21 protein-coding genes are annotated in these 24,855 nt (G+C 43.9%); 10 read left to right on the forward strand and 11 right to left on the reverse strand.

Annotation, left to right across the window (positions count from 1 at the left end):
- Positions 1 to 22: 22 nt before the first annotated feature.
- Positions 23 to 1,402, reverse strand: a complete 1,380-nt coding sequence (locus JMX70_RS00790) for a NarK family nitrate/nitrite MFS transporter (RefSeq protein ID WP_200663285.1) — start codon at positions 1,400 to 1,402, stop codon at positions 23 to 25.
- Between the two features lie 288 nt (positions 1,403 to 1,690).
- Between JMX70_RS00790 and JMX70_RS00795 the strand changes: the two genes are divergently transcribed.
- From JMX70_RS00795 to JMX70_RS00810, 4 genes are all read left to right on the forward strand, one after another.
- Positions 1,691 to 3,742: a histidine kinase gene (locus tag JMX70_RS00795; protein ID WP_201588792.1), complete on the forward strand. Its 2,052-nt coding sequence runs from the start codon at positions 1,691 to 1,693 to the stop codon at positions 3,740 to 3,742.
- 133 nt (positions 3,743 to 3,875) lie between these two features.
- On the forward strand, positions 3,876 to 4,535 hold the full coding sequence (gene narL / locus JMX70_RS00800) for a two-component system response regulator NarL (RefSeq protein WP_201588796.1): 660 nt from the start codon (positions 3,876 to 3,878) through the stop codon (positions 4,533 to 4,535).
- A 168-nt stretch (positions 4,536 to 4,703) separates the two neighbouring features.
- On the forward strand, positions 4,704 to 4,973 hold the full coding sequence (locus JMX70_RS00805) for a hypothetical protein (RefSeq protein ID WP_201588798.1): 270 nt from the start codon (positions 4,704 to 4,706) through the stop codon (positions 4,971 to 4,973).
- Between the two features lie 29 nt (positions 4,974 to 5,002).
- Positions 5,003 to 5,959 carry a cytochrome P450 gene (locus JMX70_RS00810; RefSeq protein WP_201588800.1) on the forward strand — a complete coding sequence of 319 codons (957 nt, stop codon included), beginning with the start codon at positions 5,003 to 5,005 and terminating at the stop codon, positions 5,957 to 5,959.
- 122 nt (positions 5,960 to 6,081) lie between these two features.
- Here JMX70_RS00810 and JMX70_RS00815 read toward each other — a convergent pair whose 3' ends face one another.
- Positions 6,082 to 7,560 (reverse strand): MFS transporter, encoded by a 1,479-nt coding sequence (locus tag JMX70_RS00815; RefSeq protein ID WP_201588802.1) that lies wholly within the window; start codon positions 7,558 to 7,560, stop codon positions 6,082 to 6,084.
- Positions 7,561 to 7,881: 321 nt separating this feature from the next.
- Between JMX70_RS00815 and JMX70_RS00820 the strand changes: the two genes are divergently transcribed.
- The 3 genes from JMX70_RS00820 to JMX70_RS00830 all read left to right on the forward strand — a co-directional run bounded on the left by JMX70_RS00820 (position 7,882) and on the right by JMX70_RS00830 (position 12,158).
- Positions 7,882 to 8,289 (forward strand): DUF1971 domain-containing protein, encoded by a 408-nt coding sequence (locus JMX70_RS00820; RefSeq protein ID WP_144297173.1) that lies wholly within the window; start codon positions 7,882 to 7,884, stop codon positions 8,287 to 8,289.
- 109 nt (positions 8,290 to 8,398) lie between these two features.
- Positions 8,399 to 9,322, forward strand: coding sequence for an HpcH/HpaI aldolase/citrate lyase family protein (locus tag JMX70_RS00825; protein WP_227671109.1), 924 nt, complete (start codon positions 8,399 to 8,401; stop codon positions 9,320 to 9,322).
- Positions 9,323 to 9,851: 529 nt separating this feature from the next.
- Positions 9,852 to 12,158: a nitric-oxide reductase large subunit gene (locus JMX70_RS00830; RefSeq protein WP_201588804.1), complete on the forward strand. Its 2,307-nt coding sequence runs from the start codon at positions 9,852 to 9,854 to the stop codon at positions 12,156 to 12,158.
- A gap of 65 nt (positions 12,159 to 12,223) precedes the next feature.
- On the opposite strand, the gene JMX70_RS00835 is transcribed toward JMX70_RS00830, so the two are convergent.
- Together JMX70_RS00835 and JMX70_RS00840 are read right to left on the reverse strand one after the other, a co-directional pair.
- A complete protein-coding gene (locus tag JMX70_RS00835) occupies positions 12,224 to 13,690 on the reverse strand; it encodes an ATP-binding protein (protein ID WP_200662914.1) in 1,467 nt (488 codons plus the stop codon).
- A gap of 1 nt (position 13,691) precedes the next feature.
- Positions 13,692 to 14,411, reverse strand: a complete 720-nt coding sequence (locus JMX70_RS00840) for a heavy metal response regulator transcription factor (protein WP_200662907.1) — start codon at positions 14,409 to 14,411, stop codon at positions 13,692 to 13,694.
- Between the two features lie 385 nt (positions 14,412 to 14,796).
- Here JMX70_RS00840 and JMX70_RS00845 point away from each other — a divergent pair, with 385 nt between their 5' ends.
- Both JMX70_RS00845 and copM read left to right on the forward strand, forming a co-directional pair.
- Positions 14,797 to 15,264: a DUF305 domain-containing protein gene (locus JMX70_RS00845; protein ID WP_227671111.1), complete on the forward strand. Its 468-nt coding sequence runs from the start codon at positions 14,797 to 14,799 to the stop codon at positions 15,262 to 15,264.
- A gap of 239 nt (positions 15,265 to 15,503) precedes the next feature.
- On the forward strand, positions 15,504 to 16,259 hold the full coding sequence (copM, locus tag JMX70_RS00850) for a CopM family metallochaperone (RefSeq protein WP_227671112.1): 756 nt from the start codon (positions 15,504 to 15,506) through the stop codon (positions 16,257 to 16,259).
- A 133-nt stretch (positions 16,260 to 16,392) separates the two neighbouring features.
- Here the strand turns inward: copM and JMX70_RS00855 are convergent, their stop codons facing one another.
- Positions 16,393 to 16,908 (reverse strand): hypothetical protein, encoded by a 516-nt coding sequence (locus tag JMX70_RS00855; protein ID WP_068408032.1) that lies wholly within the window; start codon positions 16,906 to 16,908, stop codon positions 16,393 to 16,395.
- Positions 16,909 to 17,297: 389 nt separating this feature from the next.
- Here JMX70_RS00855 and recJ point away from each other — a divergent pair, with 389 nt between their 5' ends.
- Positions 17,298 to 19,133 carry a single-stranded-DNA-specific exonuclease RecJ gene (recJ, locus tag JMX70_RS00860; RefSeq protein ID WP_201588806.1) on the forward strand — a complete coding sequence of 612 codons (1,836 nt, stop codon included), beginning with the start codon at positions 17,298 to 17,300 and terminating at the stop codon, positions 19,131 to 19,133.
- Between the two features lie 18 nt (positions 19,134 to 19,151).
- On the opposite strand, the gene JMX70_RS00865 is transcribed toward recJ, so the two are convergent.
- From JMX70_RS00865 to JMX70_RS00890, 6 genes are all read right to left on the reverse strand, one after another.
- Positions 19,152 to 19,814, reverse strand: a complete 663-nt coding sequence (locus JMX70_RS00865) for a trimeric intracellular cation channel family protein (protein WP_201588809.1) — start codon at positions 19,812 to 19,814, stop codon at positions 19,152 to 19,154.
- A gap of 90 nt (positions 19,815 to 19,904) precedes the next feature.
- The gene (locus tag JMX70_RS00870) at positions 19,905 to 20,540 is read right to left on the reverse strand and encodes a trimeric intracellular cation channel family protein (protein WP_144297166.1); all 636 of its coding nucleotides are present in this window, start codon (positions 20,538 to 20,540) and stop codon (positions 19,905 to 19,907) included.
- A gap of 14 nt (positions 20,541 to 20,554) precedes the next feature.
- Complete coding sequence (locus JMX70_RS00875) at positions 20,555 to 21,739, reverse strand: multidrug resistance efflux transporter family protein (protein WP_201588812.1); 1,185 nt, start codon at positions 21,737 to 21,739, stop codon at positions 20,555 to 20,557.
- A 219-nt stretch (positions 21,740 to 21,958) separates the two neighbouring features.
- A complete protein-coding gene (gene queE / locus JMX70_RS00880) occupies positions 21,959 to 22,699 on the reverse strand; it encodes a 7-carboxy-7-deazaguanine synthase QueE (RefSeq protein WP_201588815.1) in 741 nt (246 codons plus the stop codon).
- A gap of 231 nt (positions 22,700 to 22,930) precedes the next feature.
- Positions 22,931 to 23,752 (reverse strand): 2,3,4,5-tetrahydropyridine-2,6-dicarboxylate N-succinyltransferase, encoded by an 822-nt coding sequence (gene dapD, locus JMX70_RS00885; RefSeq protein ID WP_198327893.1) that lies wholly within the window; start codon positions 23,750 to 23,752, stop codon positions 22,931 to 22,933.
- Positions 23,753 to 23,826: 74 nt separating this feature from the next.
- The gene (locus tag JMX70_RS00890) at positions 23,827 to 24,765 is read right to left on the reverse strand and encodes an alpha/beta hydrolase (protein WP_201588818.1); all 939 of its coding nucleotides are present in this window, start codon (positions 24,763 to 24,765) and stop codon (positions 23,827 to 23,829) included.
- Positions 24,766 to 24,855: the final 90 nt, after the last annotated feature.

Consider the following 24,855-nt stretch of genomic DNA (forward strand, 5'->3'; position numbering starts at 1 on the left):
AAGGACTTATAACACAGCCGTTTTAGCAAGGAATCTCAGCATTCGGGCGGCTGTAATACCACCATGTCAACACAATACAGAGGACATAAAAGATGATTAAAGAGATAAAGGTGCCATCGATACCCAGCCCTGAACCGAACATTTTTGGCACAAAGAAAGCGCCATAAGCGGCAACCGCTGAGGTAAAGCCGACCACTGCTGCTGACTCTTTACGTATCTCGACAAACAGCTCTTCTGTACCCGCTTTTTCAGGCTCACGGCGGTCATGAAAGGTTCTAAAAATAACCGGAATCATGGTAAAGGTTGAGCCGTTACCGATACCAGTGGTAATAAAGAGCACCATAAAGGAGATAAAGTAGCCGACAAAGCTGCCGTCACTGGTCTCACTAGGTAAGAAGTACATCACCGCTAGTACCGCTAGTACCATCACGATATAGTTCCAAAACGTGACCTTTGCGCCGCTGGTTTTATCAGATATCCAGCCCCCTAATGGGCGAAATAACGCGCCAACCAAAGGCCCTAAAAAGGCAAATTTAAGTGCGTCAATAGCAGGGAAGGAGTTTTTAATCAACATCGGGAAGGCAGCAGAAAAGCCAATAAAAGAGCCAAACGTCGCCATATAAAGGATACACATAATCCAGTTATGTTTGCGTTTAAAGATAACCGATTGGTCTTTGAACGACGCTTTAGCAGTGGCGATATCGTTCATGCCAAACCAAGCCAATGCCGTAAATAGCAAGATAAAGGGTACCCAAATAAAGCCTGCATTTTGTAGATAAAATAATCGACCGCTGTCAGATACTTGTGGATCGCCGCCCAAGCTACCAAAAGCGCCAATTAAGATAATCATCGGTACCACAAACTGCATGACAGAGACGCCTAGATTACCCAAACCAGCGTTTAGGCCAAGCGCTGTACCTTGTTCGGCTTTTGGATAAAAGAACGAAATATTGGACATAGACGACGCAAAGTTACCACCGCCAAAGCCGCACAGTAGGGCGATAATGGCAAATATAATAAACGGTGTATCAGGGTTTTGTACCGCAAAACCCATCCATAACGCGGGTATTAATAAAGATAAGGTGGATATCGCTGTCCAACGACGTCCACCAAAAATAGGTACCATAAAAGAATAAAAAATCCGCAGCGTCGCCCCTGACAGCCCCGGTAGCGCGGCTAGCCAAAATAGCTGTCCGCCATCAAAATCAAAGCCAATCTCTGGCAAGCGCACGATGACCGCACTCCATACCATCCATACTGCAAACGCCAATAGCAAAGATGGAATAGATATCCATAAATTTCGCGTGGCGACTTTTTTGCCGCCGCCTTGCCAAAACTCTTCTACTTCAGGTCGCCAGTCAGTAATGAGCGTACCACCTTTGAAGTTGTATTTATTGCCCATACTCTTCCTCACTTATTGTCTTTATAAAAAATAAGTATTTATAAAAAATGATAACTCACGGTACTTTGTTATCGGGATAATGAGTATTCATACATAGTGGTATACTGATGGCTAAAAGGGGTATAGTAGTAATAGAATTATTACCAAAAGTTTGGTTTTTTAATGATTAATAAGCGCATTTGTTATTTTAAATACGGATGGTTTTGAATGTCGACGGTTTTAAAATGAACGATTTTAATAGTGTTATTTACTCCCTGTTTTCGCTAATTTGCTAGGTGAATGCCATTCATGAGGTCTAAACAACACAGACAGTCTTTATCGCTGCATGCTTGGGGCGCTATTTTGATCATAGCCACCTTAGCGGTGATGTCTACGCTAGGAAGTGGTGCACTGGCATGGGTGGCAAGGTCGGATGCTGAGGCCATTAATGTGGCAGGTTCGGTGCGTATGGCAACTTACCGTCTCAATTTTCAGATAGCCACGGATTTTTCAGATGACCATCCTTTTAGTCCAAGTTTACATGTCGGACAAAACAGCGTAGGCGATAAAACCAATGCGCAGAGCGCCAAACAGGATACATTAGACTTTGCCAATAAAACGACCGCTGAAAAGATAGATATTCTCAGCCGCGATATGGAAAATCGTCTCGAAGAATTACAGGTCTATCAGCTGACGAGCGCCAATCGACATGTGCGCATCAATGAGCAGCTTAAAGAGATAAAAGAGCAGTGGTATCAAGATTTAAAGCCAGCGTTATTGGCGCAAGATAAGCAAGGGTTTTATAGCGTCTCGTCGCGTTATATCGAAGATGTCAATGACTTCGTCGGTGAGCTGCAATACCGAAACGAGCAGCGCCAGACATGGCAACAAAACTTACAAATCCTCTCATTGCTGCTTATCGCTATTATCGTCTTAATCGGCATGCGCCGTTTGCAAAAATCGGTACTCCTGCCCATTCAGCAATTGATTAAAGCCAATAACCAATTTAAACGAGGACAGACCCAGACGCGCGTATCCATCAAAGGCTACCGAGAATTTGAAGTATTGGGCAGCTCATTTAATGACATGGCAGGCACGATTGAAACCTATCAGCGCTCGCTTGAGAGTGAAGTACAAATAAAAACTCAGCATTTGGTCAAAGCCAATCAAGTGCTATCGCTGTTTTATGACTTTTCAAAAACGCTGACCACCAGCCAAGTGAGCTTATACCAGCTCGATGACTTGATTGCAGACTTTAGCAAGGCGCTGCCGCATTTAGAATTTACCTTGTGTATTCAAAATAAATATATCACCAATAAAAATGCTATCGTGCTGCACGGCGAAAAAATGAAAGAGCTGTGCAAAAAACTGAGCTGTGAAAGCTGTGGCATTAAAAATGGCGAACATACCAAGTCTTATCCTATCGTCCATCAACAAGAAACCTTTGGGGAATTGCGCATACGACCAAAGTCGACGCTGGTCATGAATCGCTCTTTTGTCACGGATGGCGACGATAATGCTGATAGTCATAGCAATATAACACCAGAACAGCGTATTCAAATGACCGAAGTGGGCAATATTTTTCCGTTTGTCAGTGCCGAGTTGGATGCGCAAAATGACGAGCTCATCGTGGCGCTGACCAATTTAATCAGTACCGCCTTATCACTGCGCAAACAAAGACAGCAAGAGCATCAGCTGATTTTGTTTGAAGAGCGCTCAACCATTGCCCGTGAGCTGCATGATTCCTTGGCGCAGTCGTTGTCTTATTTAAAAATCCAAGTCAGCGTTCTTGAGAGACATTTAAAAAATGTGGGCAGTAAGCCAGTACAAGCGCCTGTTTATCAAAACATTGAGCAGATAAAAATAGGTCTGGGCTCCGCTTATCAGCAGTTAAGAGACTTGTTGGTGACGTTCCGCTTGACTATTGATAATGATAATTTTGATGAAGCACTGCGTGATGCTGCCAGTGAGTTTGCCTCCAAGGGCGATTTTAATATGACCGTGCACAATCGGATTATGACGCTCAATTTAAGCGCCACTGAACAGATAGATTTGATACAGATTGCCAGAGAGGCGTTATCAAACATCAGCCGTCACGCCAAAGCAAAAAATGTAGAGATTCAATTGGCGTACGAGGACGGTGATAAATATATCGTTATGAGTATCATCGATGATGGCGTTGGCATGTCAGGAAATGTCGATCAAACCCAGCATCACGGCCTCATCATTATGAAAGAGCGCGCCCATAACATCGGCGGTGAGCTTATTGTCACAGACAATCAACCGCAGGGTACCATCGTCACGGTCAGATTTGCGCCCAACTTCTTTGATGAGAAAAATACCCAAGACGCTTATTTATAATCGAATAAAATTACTCTTTTAGATAATAGATTTATCATTTTCGCTGTTTTTACTTTGCCATTTTTTGATTTTTTAAGCAGTTTTTTTGAGTAAGAGAGTTTTTGTACCATTTTTTCTAATTTGTGAGTATGTTATGAGCACTAAAGTTTATACCAGCATGTCGCCTGCGCGTCTATTATTGGTCGATGACCATCCGATGTTACGCCGCGGTATCTCTGAATTACTAAGCCTTGAGGACGATGTCGAAGTCGTTGGCGAAGCCAGTAATGGTCAAGAAGCATTGGCATTTTTAGAAAATAACGACGTGGATTTGGTGATACTTGATCATAAAATGCCGGTACTGACCGGTATCGAAACTTTACGAGAAATCAAAGCCAGAAATATCAATACCAAGACCGTGTTATTCACGGTTTCAGATAGCGGCGAGGATGTCCAAGAGGCATTAAAATTGGGCGTCGATGGTTACTTGTTAAAGGATATGGAGCCTGAGCTGATTATCATTGATATCAGAAAAATCCTGCGCGGCGAGCTGGTCATTAGTCCAAACCTTGCCTCGATACTTGCCCAAACCTTGCGCACACCCAGTATCGAAGATATCGCCAGTAATTTGACCAGCCGAGAGCTGCAAGTGATTCAGATGATTGCTGAAGGGCTGAGTAATAAAATGATTGCCAATAGTTTAGATATCGCCGAGTCGACAGTAAAAGTCCATGTCAAACATATCCTCAATAAAACGGGTCTGCGCACGCGTGTAGAAGCGGCGGTGTGGACGGTCAATCATTTATCTAAATAAAGAAAGCTTTAAGCGTGACTTCCTTATCCATTACTTCCTTGTTCATTAAAAACTTATGGATTTGCGTGTATGATGGTTATTGTTTATAAAGCTGCCTAGCAGTATAAACTCAACATGTAGAGAATTGAAAGGCGCTACAAAACCGAATACCTGCTGTAAGGATTTATGATGACATCTAACTTATTTGATCAAAAAACCGTTCATGCGACTGCTGAGGTCACTATTTGTAAAGACAGTGATTTGCGCGCCCTGACCGATAACTTACGGCAAGCGCATGATGTCATAAAAAATAATGACGCAGGGGAGTGGGTGTTACTACGCCATGCTGATGTGGTGGCGGCGGCTTTAGATGATAAGCGTTTTTCCAGTCAGGTGTCGCGTTTTTTGCAAGTACCCAATGGTTTGGACGGCGCAGAGCACGAGCATTTTAGGCGCTGATTGATGGCTACCTTAGTAAAGAAGCGCTGATGGATTATGTCCCTGTTTTTGACAAGGTTGCAACCGAATTAATGAGTGAGCTACCAAAAGGCAAAATGCTCAATGCAGTCGATGATATCGGCGCGGTATTTGCGGTACGCGCCCAATGCGCGTGGCTTGGCTGGCCTACTGAATTGGAGCCAAGGCTTTTACAATGGATGTGCGACAATCACAGCGCTACTCGCTCAAAAGACGACGTAAAAATGGCACAAGTCGCGCAAGACTTCGATGATATTATCCGCTCGGTGTTACAGCCATATCGTAATACTGACGAAGTGGCTGGCATGTTTAAAGCGAGCACTGCTGAAACCAAAACTGCTGAAAACAACATTGCTATAAACAACGTCACTAAAAACAGCCTTGATATGAATAGCGTCACCGCTCAATTGTGCCGTGAGCGTATCGATGGGCGGGAGCTGAGCGAAGCCGAATTGGTTTCTATTTTGCGTAATTGGACTGGCGGCGATTTGGGGTCTATCGCTTTGTGTGTCGGCGTTATCATCGCTCATATTGTCAAGCATCCTGAGCAAGTAAACTTCTGGTCACGAGCTACTGATAGCGAACTTGAGGCTATCATCGACGAGATATTACGAATTGACGATCCTTTCGTCTCAAACCGCCGTATCACTACGTGTCCCGTCTCTATTGGTGCGCACAAGCTACCCAAAGGCGCGCGCGTACAGTTAAACTGGACATCAGCCAATCGCGACGAAGCGGTGTTTGGTGACAATGATTTCGACCCTCAAAAGCATGCCGCTGCTAACGTGGTTTATGGTATCGGCAAGCACGTCTGCCCAGGGCGCCTGCTTGCTACTTGGCAGCTTAGAATTGCTACTAAAGCACTATTAGCCCATTTCACAGATATCACCTTAGCGGCGGGTTTTTCTTTGGAGCGTGAGCAGCCACCATTGGGCGGTTATAGTCATGTGCCTGTGGTGCTAGCTTAAATCGTTTTAGGTTAAATTATTTTAGAAAAAATTACTCTGAGATAAATATCGCCCCCATTAAAAAACCCACTTAACGTTTGCTAAGTGGGTTTTTGTTTTCGATAAAAAGCTATTATGAATAATTAGCCTTGTTCTGCGGCAATCTGACGATCGACAGAGGACATTTTATATTCATCACCAAAGGCATCTTCGGGCTCTGCCAACCAAAAATAACACACAATCCACGCGACAAATGCGCCAAACGCGATGATATAAAAGAACTGATTGGGCTCTACAAAGGTGTAAATAAATAAGTAAAATACCGCGCCCACGTTCCCATAAGCGCCTGCCATACCTGATATCTGACCGGTCAGACGACGTTTAATCGAGGGAATGATACCAAAGGTCGCGCCTTCGGCTCCTTGTACAAATACCGAGCACAAAATGGTAAACACCACGGCGATAAATAACGGCCACTCGGCATTAAGCACGCCCATCAGCACAAAACCAATGCCGATACCAAACATATAAACCAACATCACCAAACGGCGATTACCGATTTTGTCAGAGATATAGCCGCCAAGTGGCCGCGCCCATAAGTTAACAAAGGCAAAGGTAGAGGCAATCAAACCAGCAGCCGTTGGATCAAGTTTCCAAGTCGCGGCAAAGAACATCGGCAGCATAGAAACCACCGCCAGTTCTGCGCCAAAGTTAGCAAAATAGCTGACGTTTAGCGCCGCCACTGATTTAAAGGGATATTTATCATCTTCTGGAATACCCGCTTTGATCACAGGTACGTTGACACTAATGGCTTTATAAATTTGGTAAATGACCATCACTATAATGACGCTATAACAAATAATCCCGCCAGTGGCACTTAAAAAACCCATCGCTTGCGTACGATACACCAGCAGCGATAAGACGCCGTATAAAGGAATGATAAATAAGCAATATAACCACAAATCCTTCCACGTCGATACTTCTAACGCGCCCGCTTTGCGAGATTTTTTATGCGTACCAACTTCTGGCCCATCGGTAATCAAAAACCAATAGGCCACGCCGTATAAGGCCATTAACAAACCTGATAGCGCAATTGCCCAGCGCCAGCCATCGTCGCCGCCAAAGAACTGCAAAGCAACGGTTGGAATGGTAATCGCCGCCGCCGCCGAACCAAAGTTGCCCCAGCCAGCATAAAAACCTTCGGCAAAACCGATGTCTTTTGGCTTAAACCATAAGGTGGTCATATGAATACCGACGACGAAACCGGCACCGACGATCGACATAAATAAGCGCGAAACGAATAGCTGGGTTGCCGAGTTGCCAAACGCAAAAAACCATGTTGGTATCGCCATCACGACCATCAGGATAGAAAACACACGCCGCGGACCAAAGCGGTCCAATGCCATGCCGACGATAACCCGCCCAGGAATCGTTAGCGCGACGTTGGCGATTAAAAATAATTTGATGTGGTCAGGGGTCAGATAGCTTTCTGTCTGTAGCATCGATGTTGCCAGCGGTGCCATATTAAACCAGACATAAAAGGTGAGGAAAAAAGCAATCCACGTATAGTGCAGCGCCCTGATATCACGGCGCTCAAGCTCAAGTAATTCTTTGGCATGCATAATAATGTCCCCATTATAAATTCTGATGCTGGTAATGGATACAAAATAGCAATAATGGGGCAGCATCACCATTGAGCGAAAGCAGTATAGGGCGTAGTTTGTATACTACTTATGGATAGGGCGACCGTTAATGGGGCGGCGATCGCATTTAAGGTGTTACATTTTTATAGATAGTCAAAACATACAAAGCTAGTAAAAGCTTTTAAAAGGTGCTATTTTATATTAATGATAATTATTCTCAATTACACACTTAACCGCATATTGGTTTTAAGGCAGATTGAGATAAAAATCTATACTCAGCAAACCAGCTAAGGAGTTATCATGAGTTCTGATACCCAAACCAATCCTAATCCCGTCATTCCAAGCCATTGGAAAATCAAACGTTCGACACACTTCTTCACCAAAGATAAAGTACCCAATGCTTTATTGACCCATCACAATACGGCTGAGGGCGTTTACGGCCAAATCTGCGTCATGCAAGGTACGGTGACTTTTTATGGTTTCGCTGACGAAGCGGCCACTGAGCCAGAAAAAACAGTCGTTATCAACGCCGGACAGTTTGCGGTCAGTCCACCGCAATATTGGCACCGCGTAGAGTTAAGCGATGATGCTCAGTTTAATATCAACTTTTGGACAGAAGGCGATACTGGCAATAAATCGATGTTTAACAGCTCGAAAATCCATAGTAAACCTATCGAAAAGTTATTTGATAAACCAGAGGAATCTTAATATCCAGCGTTATAACCAACTAGCGTTATTGGGCTATTACAAGCGCTTTTGTCGTGGCACAATAACGTTAAGTGTTTATATGATGAATATCTACCTCTAGGAATCGAGCATGTTACCTTCTAGCAATCCATCTGCCCATAAAAATACGAGTATCGATACCAATATCGAATCGCCAATTTACCGAGCTGTTATCAAATCACTTGCTGATACTAAGACGTGGTTGTTTGTGCCAGCAACGCGCATAGATCGGGTAGAAAAAGCCTTTGCTAGCGGGGCAGATGCAGTGATTGTTGATTTAGAAGATGCGGTTGCGCAAGCAGACAAAGCCCAAGCTCGCGCAGCATTAAAAGCCTACTATGCTGCTGAGCATGAGGCGCAAAGCTATCGCCCGTTTTGGCTACGTATCAATCAAGCGAGTAGTGCTGAATTTGCCAAAGACTTAGCGCTATGTCAGCAGCTGCCTAAGCTGGCAGGCGTACTATTAGCAAAAGCGGAGCAGGCAGCAGATATAGAGAAAGTTAACCAAGAAACGGGTCTGCCGGTGATTGCAGTGATAGAAAATGCTATTGGTTTATATCGTGCCGATGAGATAGCAGAAGCGCACGGTATGGTAGCATTTAGCTACGGCTTTTTAGACCTATGCAATGATTTACAGGTACAGGTGGGCACAGCATCAGCCGATATCATCGCCAATCAAATTCGTTATCAGCTTATTTTAACCTCAAAAGTCCATCAACTGCTCGCACCGATTGATAGCGTGTATGCGGACTTTGATGACAGCGCGGGACTGCACAAACGTGTGCAGCTATGGTCGCAAATGGGCATGTCAGGCATGCTTTGTATCCATCCTAAGCAAGTCGATATTGTTAAAGAAGCCCTGCAACCAACTGAGAGCGAGATTGAATTTGCGCAGCGGGTAGTCGCAGAATACGAAAGCAGTGGGCAAGCCATCTTTAAAGTGGACGGTAATATGGTCGATGCGCCGGTGATTGAGCGCAGTTATCATCTGCTATCAAATCGTCTGAATAATTAATAAAACTTGCTAATAAAAGACCAGATAACTTCATTTATCTGGTTTTTTATGTTTTTGCATTAGGTATAGTAACTTGCCACTCGAGTTTCTATCTCTAAATTTGGTTATAAATGAAGGACTTCACTCGTGATTTGATAAAAGTGAACCGCGCAGTTTATAAGAAACATAAAAATAAGCAAAAATAACTCTTAACATTCATATTAAATGAATGTTAAAATGTTTCCAATTTGATGCTAGATGTAAATATACATCAAATAGATTTAGCGCCTGAAGCGATAAAATCTATTCATTAACTCTAATGTCATCAAAGATTTAAGCCTTCAATCCCAGCTTTTATTGTGCTTTATTCTTAATTCCAAGACTAGAGCGCAACTCAGGCAGCAGGCTTAATATTCACCAGATGATTGATAGATTTATCATAACAGGCAGCGGTATTAATCATTTATGGAATTATAATTGCGCTTATAAAAATTCATTTAAAATGAATGTTAGGTGTTTAGTTTATCTATCTAGCCAGTAGGAGCAAGATATGGGCGAATATAAAAAGTATTGGTGGGGCTTAATCGCCGTCCTCGTCATTACCTTTACCTTTTTAGGTTGGGGCGGCGTGGAAGTCTATCGCACCGCACCTCCTATCCCTGATCAGTATATTGATAGCAGCGGAAAGGCATTAATCACAGAAGAAGATATTTTAGATGGTCAATCTGCTTGGCAGCGCACGGGTGGTCAGCAGCTTGGCTCGGTACTTGGACATGGTGCCTATCAAGCGCCTGACTGGACAGCAGATTGGTTACACAGAGAGCTTGTGGCGTGGTTAGATATCCGGGCGCAAGAGTTATATGGACATGATTTTGCCGCGGCAACGAATGATCAAAAAGCGGTACTTAGCGCGCAACTGAAAAAAGAATATCGTGGCAGCAATACCAATGCTAACAATCAAGTGGTACTGTCAGATACGCGTATCGCCGCTATTAATGAAGTCGCGCCTTACTATATCGGTCTCTACGGTAATGAGCCTTCATTGCAAAAGTCGCGTGAAAATTTTGCCATGAAAAACAATACTTTGGCAGATATTGAAGACAGACAAAAACTGACTAACTTTTTCTTTTGGACCACTTGGGTTGCGTCTACCAACCGTCCGGGTACTGATGCGACATATACCAATAACTGGCCGCATGAGCCTTTAATTGATAACGTCCCAACCTCTGAAAATATCATGTGGTCTATCGCCAGTGTGGTGTTCTTAATCGCTGGGGTTGGTTTTCTTATTTGGGGCTGGTCGTTCTTACGTAAAGAAGAAGACGTCAAAGAAGCAACGGCAAGTTCTGATCCATTAACCAAAGTGGCGTTAACACCGTCACAAAAAGCCTTGGCAAAATACGGTGTACTAGTCGTTGCTCTATTCGTATTCCAAGTATTTATCGGCGGTTTCGTCGCGCACTATACCGTTGAAGGGCAAGAGTTTTATGGTATCGCTGTATCCGATTACTTCCCGTACTCCTTAGTACGTACGTGGCATATTCAGGCAGCACTATTTTGGATTGCCACCGCTTTCTTGATGGCAGGCTTGTACTTAACGCCACTTATCAATGGCGGTAAAGATCCTAAATACCAAAAATTGGGCGTAGACATCCTTTGGGTGGCATTAATACTCGTGGTTGTAGGCTCTTTTGTTAGTCAGTACTTTGCGATTGCCGGTATTATGCCTGCAAAATACAACTTCTGGTTTGGTCATCAAGGCTATGAATTCATTGACCTTGGTCGCTTCTGGCAGATTTTAAAATGGGTTGGTATCTTATTCTGGTTAGTATTGATGACCCGTGGCTGTTTACCAGCGCTTAGAAGAAAAGAGGGCGGTGATAAAAACTTGTTGGCCATCTTCTTTGCATCAGTCGTTTGCGTCGGTTTATTCTACGGTGCAGGTTTGTTCTACGGCGAGCGTACCCACTTAACCATCATGGAATACTGGCGCTGGTGGGTGGTACATTTATGGGTAGAAGGCTTCTTTGAAGTATTCGCCACCGTCTCACTCGCATTTATTTTCTACAACTTAGGCTTAGTCAACAAAAAAATCGCCACCGGTTCTGCCATCGCTTCAGCAGCTCTATTTATGCTTGGCGGTGTGCCAGGTACGTTCCACCATTTATATTTCTCTGGTACAACCACACCAGTCATGGCAATCGGCGCGTCATTTAGTGCTTTAGAAGTGGTACCTTTAGTGGTGCTAGGCTATGAAGGTTATGAGCATTGGTCGATGCAGCGTCAAGCGCCATGGATGAATAAGCTTAAATGGCCTATCATGTGTTTCGTTGCAGTCGCATTCTGGAATATGTTGGGTGCAGGGGTGTTCGGCTTTATGATTAACCCACCAGTCTCATTGTTCTATTTACAAGGGTTAAATACTACCGCCACTCACTCACATGCTGCACTGTTTGGGGTCTATGGCTTCTTAGCAATCGGCTTTGTATTACTGGTCATGCGCTATATCCGTCCTGATTATGTGTTTAGTGAAAACCTTATCAAAACTGGTTTTTGGGCACTAAATGCAGGCTTGGTATTGATGATTGTCACTAGCTTATTACCGATTGGTATTTTCCAAGCGCACGCGTCAATGACCGAAGGTCTATGGTACGCACGTAGTGAAGGCTTCTTACAACAAGATTTCTTAGTAACACTGCGCTGGATTCGTACCTTTGCTGACGTGATCTTTATTACTGGTGCGGTTTGTGTGGCACTGCAGGTCGTTAAGTTTGCTTTTGCCAAACCCTCACATGCAAACTATCAACCTGATAGCCCTGTAAATTCAGATAACTTACCAACCAACACCGTAGATTAAAAGGTAAAAATAGTAAAATCAATTAAAAGCAAAAGAAGCTCTGCAATGGCAGGGCTTTTTTGTGGCTAAGCAAGAAGGAGTTTGATACTGACCTCAAAGTAATAGCCGTCTTTTACCGTAATAGCTATTTTACCATTGTGGGCATTGACAATCGCATGCACAATTGACAAACCTAAGCCCGACCCTGCATGCATTGATAGAGTTTTATGATGGCGATAAAAACGCTCTGATAATTTATCCACCTCTGCTTGCGTCATCGGGGCGGTTAGACGGTTAGTAAAGGAGATTTGCAGGTATGAGGCTAGCATGCCTGATGAAGATAAAACCTGCCTATTTTCTGCAACCTTATCTGTAACAATTTTGCCATTAATATGAATAATACTATCACTGGCGGCATAATAAACGGCATTGGCAATTAAGTTAGCAAACAACCTTTGCAATAGGCTTGCATCGCCAAGTATGGTTTTAAAGTCACCTGTTTTTTTAAAGGTGATAGCGCGGTCTTCGGCTATCCATTCATAATACTCCATCATCTTAGTCAGCAGTAAATCGCTATCTACGCGGTTAAACTGCGAATGAATCAAGCCTTTTTGCGTTTTTGCCAGTAGCAGCATGTTGTTAATGAGGCTCGATAGTTGCGCTAAGGTGTCATGCTGATGATGCAGCTGCTCGATATACTCATTGCTGGCTCGCGGTTTGCTGAGCATGACTTGGGTTTGGGTGCTGAGGGTGGCAAGCGGCGTGCGCAGCTCGTGGGCGATATCGTCTGAGAAGCGCGACAACGTTTCAAAGTTATGCGCGAGCTTAACCATCATTGCATTATAGGATTCTGCAAGCGCTCGCAATTCACTGGGCATATCCGCTATCACAATTCTATCGTCGAGCTGGTCGGCATTGATACGGCTCATTTTTTGCCGAATGGTCGCAAGCGGTGCAAAGCCTAAATGCACACTAAAAGCGGCGATAGAGACTAAAAGAAAGGTAATGGCGATTAAGATAACAATCAGCTGACGGTTAAATTGCGCCAAATACTGATGATGAACATCGACGGGTAGGGCGATGAGTGCTAAGCGGCTGGCGTGCTGAATGACAATAGCGCGATAATGGCGGTCGTTAATTTTTAGATCGAACGGCTGTTCGTGATGTTTTTGCCACAACGCTTTGACCGCGCCATGATGACTCGACTGATTGATAAAACCAGTTGGCACACTGATAAGCACTTGCCCGTTATTATCGGTAATCACGGTTTTGACTTCATAGTCGATACTAGCGTTCTGTAAAGCGAGCGTCTGCTGAGAAAGTGGCTTTTTCTTAGTGTTACTCGTGTCAACTATGCTATTGCTATCCATATACTGGCGTAAATTAAACGCCGCATGGGTTAAAATCTCCGCATCCATTTGCTCAAAATGCTCATTAACCGAGCGCTGTATCCAGACATACAGAAATATCTGAGTGACGATGACGCACAAGCTTAACAGCAGAATAGTGCGCCACAATAAAGATAGGCGACCATCCGTCGCAATCGGCGTCATATTATTCAATAACCGCAGTGATAACAGCGCTGTCATTGGCATCATCATCTATATCTAGCCGATAACCCATGCCGCGCACCGTATGAATCAGTTTGGTATCGAAATCGTCATCGATTTTAATCCGCAAACGCCGTATCGCCACATCAATCACATTGGTGTCGCTATCAAAATTGATATCCCAGACTTGCGAGGCAATCACAGAGCGTGGTAGCACCTCACCTTGGCGCTCAAGAAAAAATTGTAGTAGTGCAAATTCTTTAGCGGTTAGCTTAATAGGCTGCTCACCGCGCGTGACAGTACGTTTGGCAATATCCATTTTTAAATCGGCAATTTGTAGCACTGTATTGGCGTAATCGGTTTGATTGACGCGGCGTAGTAGATTTTTGATTCTGACCAATAATTCAGCAAAGGCAAAGGGCTTGGTCAGATAATCATCGCCGCCAATTTCTATGCCTTTTACGCGGTCGCTTAAATCATCTTTCGCGGTCAAAAACAGCACTGGCGTCAGTTTGCCCGCCGCCCGATAATTGCGTACCAACTCAAAACCACTCACATCAGGCAACATCACATCCATGATGACCACATTAAAATCCTCGGTCATCAAAGCATGATAGCCGCCAAGTCCTGTCGTTTGGTGCTCAACGATAAAGCCCGCCTCACTCAAACCTTTTTTAATATAATCCCCAAGCGACAGCTCATCTTCGACCAATAGTATTTTCATAGCGTACTCATGCCCGTTATTTATAATTTTTATGCGATTGCAACATATACAAGTTGCAAACCTCCAATCATAGAGCAATGCCAGCGCTATGCCTATGCCAGATGGCTAAGATGACAACATTGTCATCTTAGCGTCATCTCATTGTCAGGCTGATACTGCTATCATTTTTGGATAAAAATCAACAAGGTTAATTTGCGCTTTATAAACCCATGCGTGCAAACAAAGACAGTACAAACCAATTATACGCAGATGTTGAGTCTGCTAAGCAGCAGTTATAAGCTCATAAATGCAATGAAAAACCTTTTAGTAATCGGCTAGCCTTTAAATAGCCTAAGTAATATAAATTAATAAAAATAATATAAACAACGTAGCTGGAGACTACCTTATGCAGCATTCAGAAGAAGAAAAAATGAACCCGTATGTCAGGTTTTCATTGATGATTTTAACGTCGACCATTGTCATGTATATCATGATGTATTTTAATACTTATCAATGGGATCACGTTTATTTTAGCGAAACCAGAGCTTATATGGCGTTGTATATGGGCGCCGCTATGTCGGTCATCATGTTGGCATTTATGAGCCATATGTACAAAAAAACCAAAGTCAATCTTATGATTTATGGGCTGAGCATCGTAATGTTTGCCGTTGGTCTTTGGGGCGTCAGATCCCAAGCGACCGTTGATCAAGTTGACTGGATGCAGGCGATGATACCGCACCATTCGATTGCTATTTTGACCAGTACCCGCGCCGATATCGACGACCCGAGAGTGCGTAAGCTTGCTGATGATATCATCAAGGCGCAAGAGCGCGAAATTGGCGAAATGCAAGAGCTGATCGAAGAGCTTAAATAAATTAAAGAAGTGCTGTCGTTTAATCATTTAGTAAATTGATCGCTCAAAAAACCTAAGAATTGAACGCCCTAGAACTTAAAAAGCCCAGAAATTGAACAACCATGTTAAAAAATTAACTAATATTTTAATAAATGCTCGTAGTTAAATGGCTGTATTTAACGCAGTCATTTAACTATTTTTTTTCGGTAAATTTTCCTTAATTTGCCATTTTTATGCTTTATTTAAACAAAGGATACACCATGAAAATTAATAACCATTCACGCCTAGCATTGCTTAGTGCTAGTATCAGTGCTGCCTTGCTTATCAGTGCGTGTCAGCCTGCAAATGAAGAAGCTGCTAATGAAAACGCTGCGCCTGCTACAGAAGAAGCAATCGTCACTGACACGGCAACCAACACAGCGACCAGCCCGCACGCCAATCATGATATGGCAGCGATGAGCACAGATACTGAGCACATGTCGGTGACGCACAAAGCGTACAATGATTCGATGGTAAAAATGCACGATGCGATGATGGTTGGGATGAATTACAACGATCCCGATGCCGCGTTTGCGCAAGGGATGCTCGGTCATCATGTCGGTGCGGTTGAAATGGCGGAGATTCAGCTAAAATACGGTACGGATAAAGAGATGCGTCAGCTAGCGCAAGAAATCATCGACGCCCAACAATCTGAGATTGAGCAGATGCAAAACTGGCTAGCCAGTCATCCTGATGCAGCTGAAGCCACGCCTGATACCAAAGCCATGCAGCAAGCCTACGCTGATGGGATGGACGCTATGCACGATGAGATGATGGCGGGTATCGCGGACCCTAAACCTGATATGGCGTTTGCGCGTGGTATGTTACCGCATCATAAGGGTGCTGTTGATATGGCAGAAGTAGAGTTAAAATATGGCAAAGATGCCGAAATGCGTCAGCTAGCGCAAGCGGTTATCGATGCGCAGCAGGCTGAAATTGAGCAAATGCAAAATTGGATTGCTAAAAATGGTGGCTAGTGCTTTTGTATAAAATGCGATGTTGGTTTAATATAAAAATCTGTTCCTTAAATTAAAAAATCCAGCTAAGAATCTTAGCTGGGTTTTTTTACGAATAATAATTTCTTAAACTTTAAAAAATGATGGCATGCTGTTAGACATTTTTACCATGTTGCTTTTGCTGAATGTCTTTTGCCAAGTTATAACATTCATTGATATGGTCGGTGGCAATTTTTTTGAAAATCATATAGCCCATGGTCGCGGCGACCATTTGTCCGCCTAAAGGAATGAACTTAGTCACTTGTTTGGCAGCGATACGACCACCGAAACCTTGGACGGTCTTTTTCACGATGCCACGTGTCGCCATTAGTCCTGCAAAATCAACCGTACGGTCTTTTAGCGCTTGCCAATGGATAGCGCGTGATTCTAAATCAACGGCAGATTGACGCCCTTCAATCAGTCCAAAACGCTCACTGATCTCAGGTAGCAGGACGGTCAGCATGCTGGCATCAACTGCCACATCAAAAAATGGAATAGGTACAATAGCGACACCAGCAGAAAGTTTGGCGCGTTTTTTGACCAATTTTTCGCAGTCTTTTTTGACTTTATCTAGGTCTAAATTAGGGTCGATGGTATTAGGCAGTTTTTCAGCGGTTGGGGTGGTTTTCATAACGCGTCCTTAAAATGTTTAAAAAACAGAAAGTCATTAATATAGTAAAAGCAAATATGGCAAAAATGATGAGTATCTTATAATTTTCAAATAAGTCATCTTCGCATAACTCATCTTCAATGTTTACCATTTTATGGCTTTATAAGCGCCATACAATCATTGCTTTGTAGCAAAATGCAGAAAATTGCAGGCTCTCTGCACCGTTTTTGTAAATAAAGGGCAGGTTGGCAAGCAAGCGTTTAAACATTCGCCATATATAGCCTTTGTTTTTCCTACATGATATGTCATATAAATTACGCCATAAGGCATAATTGGGCAATCGCCAAACCTAGACGATAGTGCTAAAAATTCTCATTGTGGCTATGTACCAAAGCCAGTAGAATAGCACTATGCTAAATTTAACCCCCCGTTATACCTGCACTCGCATCGACGAGTTGCCCGCCGCGTTGCAACCACTTGCCGCCCAATCCTTTACCCTTGCTAGGCTTTATGCCGGTCGCGGTATCACTGCGCCTGATGAGTTAGAGACTGGCTTATCTGGTTTATTACCTGCTGAAATGCTGCATGGCGTCACCGAAGCGGTGCGTTTGTTAGATGTCGCCATCGACGAAGGTCAGCGTATATTAATCGTCGGTGACTTTGATTGCGATGGGGCAACCAGTACCGCATTGATGATGCGCGCGCTGACAAAGATGGGCGCAGTGGTTGATTTTTTAGTCCCTGACCGTTTTAAATATGGCTATGGTCTGACGCCAGAGATTGTCGAATTAGGTATCAAAACTTATAAGCCCGACATGATTGTGACGGTCGATAATGGTATCTCAAGCCATGACGGCGTGGCGCGGGCGCAGGCCGATGGCATCACTGTCATTATCACTGACCATCATCTGACTACCAAAGAAACACCGCCCGCCGAAGCAGTGGTCAATCCCAATCAGCTTGATTGCAACTTTAGTAGTAAAGCCTTGGTTGGCGTCGGCGTGGCGTTTTATGTGCTCGGACGCTTGGCGAAACTGCGCCGCGAAGCAGGCAAGTCTAGCGTGCAAGTCAGCCAATATTTAGATTTGGTCGCGCTTGGGACGATTGCCGATGTGGGTGTACTTGATAAAAACAATCGTATTTTAGTGCATCACGGTCTAAACGCCATTCGCCAAGGTCGCTGCTCGCTTGGGATATTGGCACTGCTTGAACAAGCAGGTCGCGACCCAAAACAATTACAGGCGCAAGATTTTGGTTTTGTTTTAGGTCCGCGTATCAATGCTGCGGGGCGCATGGATAATATGCGCATCGGTATCGAATGCTTATTGACCGATGACTGGAGTACCGCACAGCGTTTGGCTCAAGAGCTTGAACAGCTTAACCGTACGCGCCGTCATGTCGAAGGTGAGATGCGCGCGCAAGCAGATAGCATTGTGCAAGCGTTAGCTACTGCTGACTCTAATGCTAAGAATGATGCTGACGAGAGCGATGAAACTCTTATCCAGCCTAAAACTGAAAAGTCGGCTATTGATAATCAAAACCGCAGCATCATTTTATATCAAGACGATTGGCATCAAGGGGTTATCGGTATCGTCGCTGGTCGTTTAAAAGAAAGCCACTATCTGCCCAGTATCGTTTTTGCGCCAGCGGATACAGAACGCACGGGTGACGACGATGCCATCAAAGGCTCGGCGCGCTCTATCGCAGGCGTGCATATTCGTGATGCGATTGAGCAAGTGGCCGAACGTTACCCTGATTTAATCAGCCACTTTGGTGGTCATGCTATGGCGGCAGGTTTAACCATTAAACGGCGTCATTTCGATGGCTTCGTAACCGCATTTAACGACGTGATGGCGCAGATGGATGAGGAAGTCTTTGCCGAGCAGAAATTTACCGACGGACCCTTGCAGGCGGCTGACTTTAGCTTGTACTTTGCAGAGCATCTAGCGAATGCCAGTATATGGGGTCATGGCTTTGCGCCGCCGATATTTGACGGCGTATTTGAGGTATTGAGCTTTAAGATATTAAAAGACAAACATCTTAAATTGTCGTTACGTTATCCTGAGGTGCAATATCCGATTGAGGCAATCCAATTTAATTTTGATAGTAGTGCTTGGGATTACCGCGCCGAAAAAGTGCATGTATTATTTCAGCTAGACATTAACGAGTGGAACGGTAAACAAAGCCTGCAGTTGATGGTTAAAGATTTGGCGCTGGTAAAAGAGACAGTAGAGGAAAGCAAGTAGTTGCTAGGCTTGAATACTTTAATATTTCCATTCAATGGTTGGAAATTGCCAGTCATAACGAATGGCAAGCATCCGCAAAGTAAAAATCGTCGCCATTGCTGAGATATCGGCAATCCAAGCGCTTACGCCAAGATTGTGCAGGGCAAAATAAAGAATGCCGCCCGTTAAAGACGCACTAATATAAATCTCTTGCTGTAGCACCAACGGAATCTCATTACAAATCATATCGCGGATGATACCGCCGACAATAATCGTAATCACCCCGAGTAATAATGCCACTGGCACATTGGCACCCATACTATCAGCAACCTTGATACCGATTAAGGTAAAAGCTGATAGGCCAATAGTGTCGGAGAGCTTGAGAAATTTATCAACGCGCCTAGAGTTAGGGTGAAAGAATACCTGCATCACCAATGACGAAATAGTAATAAGCGTCAAATAACTCATATCCACCATCCAAAACAGTGGATGACGATCCAAAATCACATCGCGCACCGTACCGCCGCCGATGGCAGTCACAATCGATACCAATAAGCAGCCAAAGACATCAAAGTTCTTATGCTTGGCCAATATCGTTCCCGAAATACTACAAGCGACAATCCCAATCATATCAAACAGATAAATGAGTGAACGCGGGTCAAAAGTAGTCATCAATTCAGAATCTAAAGCGATGGTGAGCATGCATTTTTCTCATTAAATCTCTTATATTAAAACATCAATATCAAAGCACTGGTATTTTTTGCCCATGAGGTTAAGCGGTAAAACGAAGAGTTAATCGACCAAACGAATAGAGGGCAGGTGCCAATCGAATTTAAGCGCCAGCATACGCACGGCAAAGATGATAAATAACATCATAAATTCATTGGCAACCGCATCAACGCCCCAGTAATCAAGCGCCAAATAGCTCAAGGATCCTGCAATACTAGCGGTGATATAAATCTCACGCTGTAGCAGCAGTGGTATTTCATTACAGATAATATCACGCAATAAACCACCGATAATCGCCGTCCAAACTCCCATCATAACCGCAATAACCGGCGATATATCTTGCGCCAACGCCACTTTAAAACCAATGACACTAAAAGCCGCTAGACCAATCGCGTCAAAGAATTTGAGGGCTTTATCAATCTTATGATACAGATGAAAGAAAATTTGTAGAATAAGCGAGGTGATGGTAATGACGATGACATAGTTGAGGTCAGTCATCCAAAATAGCGGATGACGATCGAGCGCCATATCGCGCAATGTACCACCGCCAATGGCATTGACCATAGAAACCAAAATACAGCCCGCAATATCAAAGCCTTTATGCTGCGCCAGCAAAGTGCCGGCAATGGCACAAGCAATGACGCCTACCATATCTAATAAATACAGCAAAACATCGGGGAAAATAAAGTGATTCATCATGACTTATTTTAGCCTCAACCGTCTTTTGCAAATAAAATCAGTCCTAGAATAATTAGCCCAATACCGACCAATCCCATTGCTGATGGTATGGCATTATCCAACAATAGTATACCACCAATCAAAGCAAAGATTACCTCGCTGGCTTGGGTCGAGTCAACGCCTGCGACTTCGCTTGAAGTCACCGCTTGCTCACGTGCATAAAAAAATATGCTTGTCGCCGCTACTCCAGCCAGTAATGCTACTAGCAAGGTATTAAATAACTGGGTGGTTGCAGGTGGTTCAGGCTGGATAAAAGCGCCTAAAACCAGCCAAAATGGAAAACTACCCAAGGTCATTAGCCAGACTTTATTAAAGGCATTTTGTAATAAGCTCGTCTCGATAACAGGAATGCGGGCAATGAGGTTTTGTAAAGCAGAAGTTTGGTTAGCATTAATAGTGCTACTGGTATTTAAAGAAATACTGCTGTGTGCAGCGTTAGAGGCAGCAGCAGATAAGTCATAAGCTTCTGAGACAAGTGCTTGGTTACTATTGCTATGCTCGTGATGGCTTTGTTTACTGTTAAATTTCTTATCTTCTGTTACTTGTTGCGTTTTAGCCTTATCTTTATGGGGATGGTGTTTGCGCGAGTTGTGTGAGACTTGCCAGACCAGTTGATTGCCGATTGGGTAACTAAAAGCCGCGATTAGCGCAGGTAGGGCACCGTAAAGCAGCATTTCTGCCATCGGTGCGCTATCAATATCGGCGAGGGCAGAGGCGCGCAAACCTTCGCTGACGTTGACCAATACCACCCCGATAAACACCAAAAAGGCATAAATAATAAACTTTTTATCGAAACGTTGCCCAAATGCCAATAGTACGAGCAAACTGGTTACGACGGTAAACATAAAGGTAGCAGCAACGACCCAGCCTGCCACGTGATCGCCTGCATAGCAAATACCGGTATAAAATACCCCAAAGCCAATACTGCCGGTAAGACACCAAAAGCGCCAGTGCTGAAGAAAAATGCTCGCAAGTGCTTCAATACGCCTAAAGCCATGTTGCAGGATAATAACGGCGCTGATAATCAGCCACATAAAGACATAGCGTAGGCTCGCTGACCAAAACCAATGACCACCGGCATTACTCATCAGCTCATTTAAAATAAATGTCGAGCTAAAGAACGCCCCCGCCAATAAGCCCAGTAAAATCAGTTTAACCATGTATGCGTCCTTGCAGTCGGCTGGTTAGCTATAGTCAGAGCACTTTTAAACCGCTACGGTGTTACCTATCCTAGATGTACTCAATGTACTATCTGCGGTCGGTCGCCTTGTAGCGATTCTAAAATTCCTTGACCATATTTAGAGGATGTTTAGTTTGGAATTTTGGTTGCTTGTTTATTTGAACTACTGATTTGCCCAATTTGCGCAAAGCTCATTCCATTATTTACCTTTAGCATCGGCCCAAATAATCTTATGCAGTTGTAGTTGAAAACGTACAGGCAAGGCATCAGCCAGTATCCATTCAGCTAACTCACGCGCCAATACTGGCACATCGGGGCTGCTCAATGCTTCACTAGCAACGACTTCTTCTGCGACAGTAAACATTGGTGAAAACCAAACCGTACCGACCAATTTATCAAGTTGATGCTCAAACAGTGTTGCCTTTGCCCACTCATAATCATTGCGGTTCATAATGACAAATTTGATTTGGTCGTGCTGGGTGAGATAGTTAAGGTTTGACCAAAGGTTTTTATCGACTTCACCTGAGCTTGGCGTTTTCAGATCCATCACTTTGCTGACCGCAGGCGGTACATTTTTTACCGTCAGCGCGCCTGCGGTTTCAAGTGAAATCTCATAACCGTCATTTAATAAACGTTGCATCAATCCAATGGCATTTGGCTGCGCTAATGGCTCGCCACCAGTCAAGCAGATACGCTGACACGGATAGCTTTTGATTGTTGCGATAATGGCTTCTAACGATTGCCGCTCACCGCCACTAAAGGCGTACTCGGTATCACAATACACGCAGCGTAGCGGACAGCCAGTCAAGCGTACAAATATCGTCGGCAAGCCTGAGGTTAGCGCTTCACCTTGCAAGGAATAAAAAATCTCGGTCAAACGTAGCCCTGCTTCGGGATCAGTGACAGGAATTGCCGAGGTGCGTAAAGATAACTCACTCATAATATGTCAAATACAGTTAAGGATTGATAATGCTATCAAGCATTTATTAAATGAAAAAAGCGTCAATAATCTGACTAACTCTAAAAATGTTGGTATTCAAATGAGACGAAGATTATAACGTAAAGTTTTGCATTAAACTGCCATAAGGCATTAAAAAAGATGCTGGAGTCAACCTCAGCATCTTTTTTGATAAAAAATTAACGTCATAACTAAAGCTTAATCACCGAAAAGCTAGGCCAAACGTAATAACTCATTGACCGAGGTTTTGGCTCGGGTTTGCGCATCGACTTTCTTCACGATGATAGCAGCGTACAAACTGTGCGTACCGTCTTCTGATGGCAAGCTACCGGGTACAACGACTGAGCCTGCTGGTACACGGCCGCGATGAATCTCGCCCGTTTCACGGTCATAAATGCGCGTTGATTGCCCGATAAACACGCCCATAGAAATTACTGAGCCTTCTTCTACTATCACGCCTTCAACGATTTCAGAGCGCGCGCCGATAAAGCAATTATCTTCGATAATCGTTGGGTTGGCTTGCAGTGGCTCTAAGACACCGCCGATACCAACGCCGCCTGATAGATGCACATTTTTACCGATTTGGGCGCACGAACCAACCGTCGCCCACGTATCTACCATCGCGCCTTGGTCGACATAAGCGCCAATGTTGACATACGATGGCATCAAGACGGCACCTGCTGCGATGTATGAGCCTTTACGAGCAACCGCTGGCGGTACCACGCGTACGCCAGCTGCTTTAAACTGCTCTTGAGTCCAGTCAGCAAACTTCGTCGGCACTTTGTCATAAAACTGCACGTGTTCGCCCGCCGCCTGGACATAGTTATCGTTTAAACGAAATGATAATAATACCGCTTTTTTAGCCCATTGATTGACCACCCATTCGCCATCTTTTTTCTCAGCAACACGCAAGCTACCGTTGTCTAATTGTTCAAGCACTTCGTTGATAGCGTCGCGTATGTCTTGTGGCATGGTTGCTGGGCTATAATCGTTACGATTTTCAAAGGCTTGCTCGATGGTTTGTTGCAATGTCATAAATATTCCTAAAGTTGGTGAAGGGTAAAAAAGATAATAAAAGTGGTCGTTTAAATTAATCAAGCATTTTGTTACTAGGCAGCAGTATTGCTATTTATCCAGTCTACAATATCTTGATAAACCTGCTGCTTATTTTGTTCATGAATCGGCTCATGGCGCATGTGCGGGTAGAGCTGTAGCGTGATATTGCTAAAGTTCTGTTTTTCTAAACGGCTGGCAATTTTGCGAATACCTTTGCCCATATCGCCGATCGGATCGTTCTCGCCACTGACCAGTAACATCGGAAAATCTTTGGCAATGGTCATTGCCCAGTTTTTATTAAGACCCGCTTCCATTAAGCTAAACAAGGTTAAAAATCCATTGTTGGTAAAATCAAAACCCGTCAATGGATCGGCTTCATAAGCTTCGATAGCTTGAGGGTCTTCATTAAGCCAAGCAAATTCTGAAGAAGAAATACGATTATCAAGTTTACTATTGAGTACCTTATTCATCACATTGGCGAAAACTGGGTTTGGCTTTTTGGGCGCTACTTTTGCCAGTACTTTATTAATGGGTAATAGCACTTTGGTCAATGGATTGGCATCAGCGGTACCCATTAAAATTGCACCAGTAAAGTTCTGGGCGTGATGTTTGAGAACATTGCGCACGATAAACGAGCCCATTGAATGACCCATAACGAAATGCGGCACATTAGGATGGCGCGCTTTCAAGCTGTCCGCCATGATAATAACGTCTTTTAATAACGATTGCACCGGATGTTCTTCAGCAAAAAAACCCAAATCATTGGCTGATTTGACCGTCTGCCCATGACCCAGCTGATCATAAGTGGCGACCGCAATACCATGATCTGCCAAAAACTGCGCAAACTCTGCATAGCGGCCACTGTGCTCGGCCATGCCATGCACAATCAATAGGGTAGCAGTAATCGGTGTGGTATTATCGCTTGGGTCAAAAAAAGTATGGTGTAGATAATGGGTGTTGTCAGAGGAGGTGATTTGCTCGGTGTTACTCATAAACGAATCCTAATATTGATATAAAAGAGACAGAAAAAACTTTATAGTCAAGCTTATATGAATTTGACTATAAAGCATTAAATTTTTTCT

The sequence above is a fragment of the Psychrobacter pulmonis genome, assembly GCF_904846465.1.
GTDB lineage: Bacteria > Pseudomonadota > Gammaproteobacteria > Pseudomonadales > Moraxellaceae > Psychrobacter > Psychrobacter faecalis.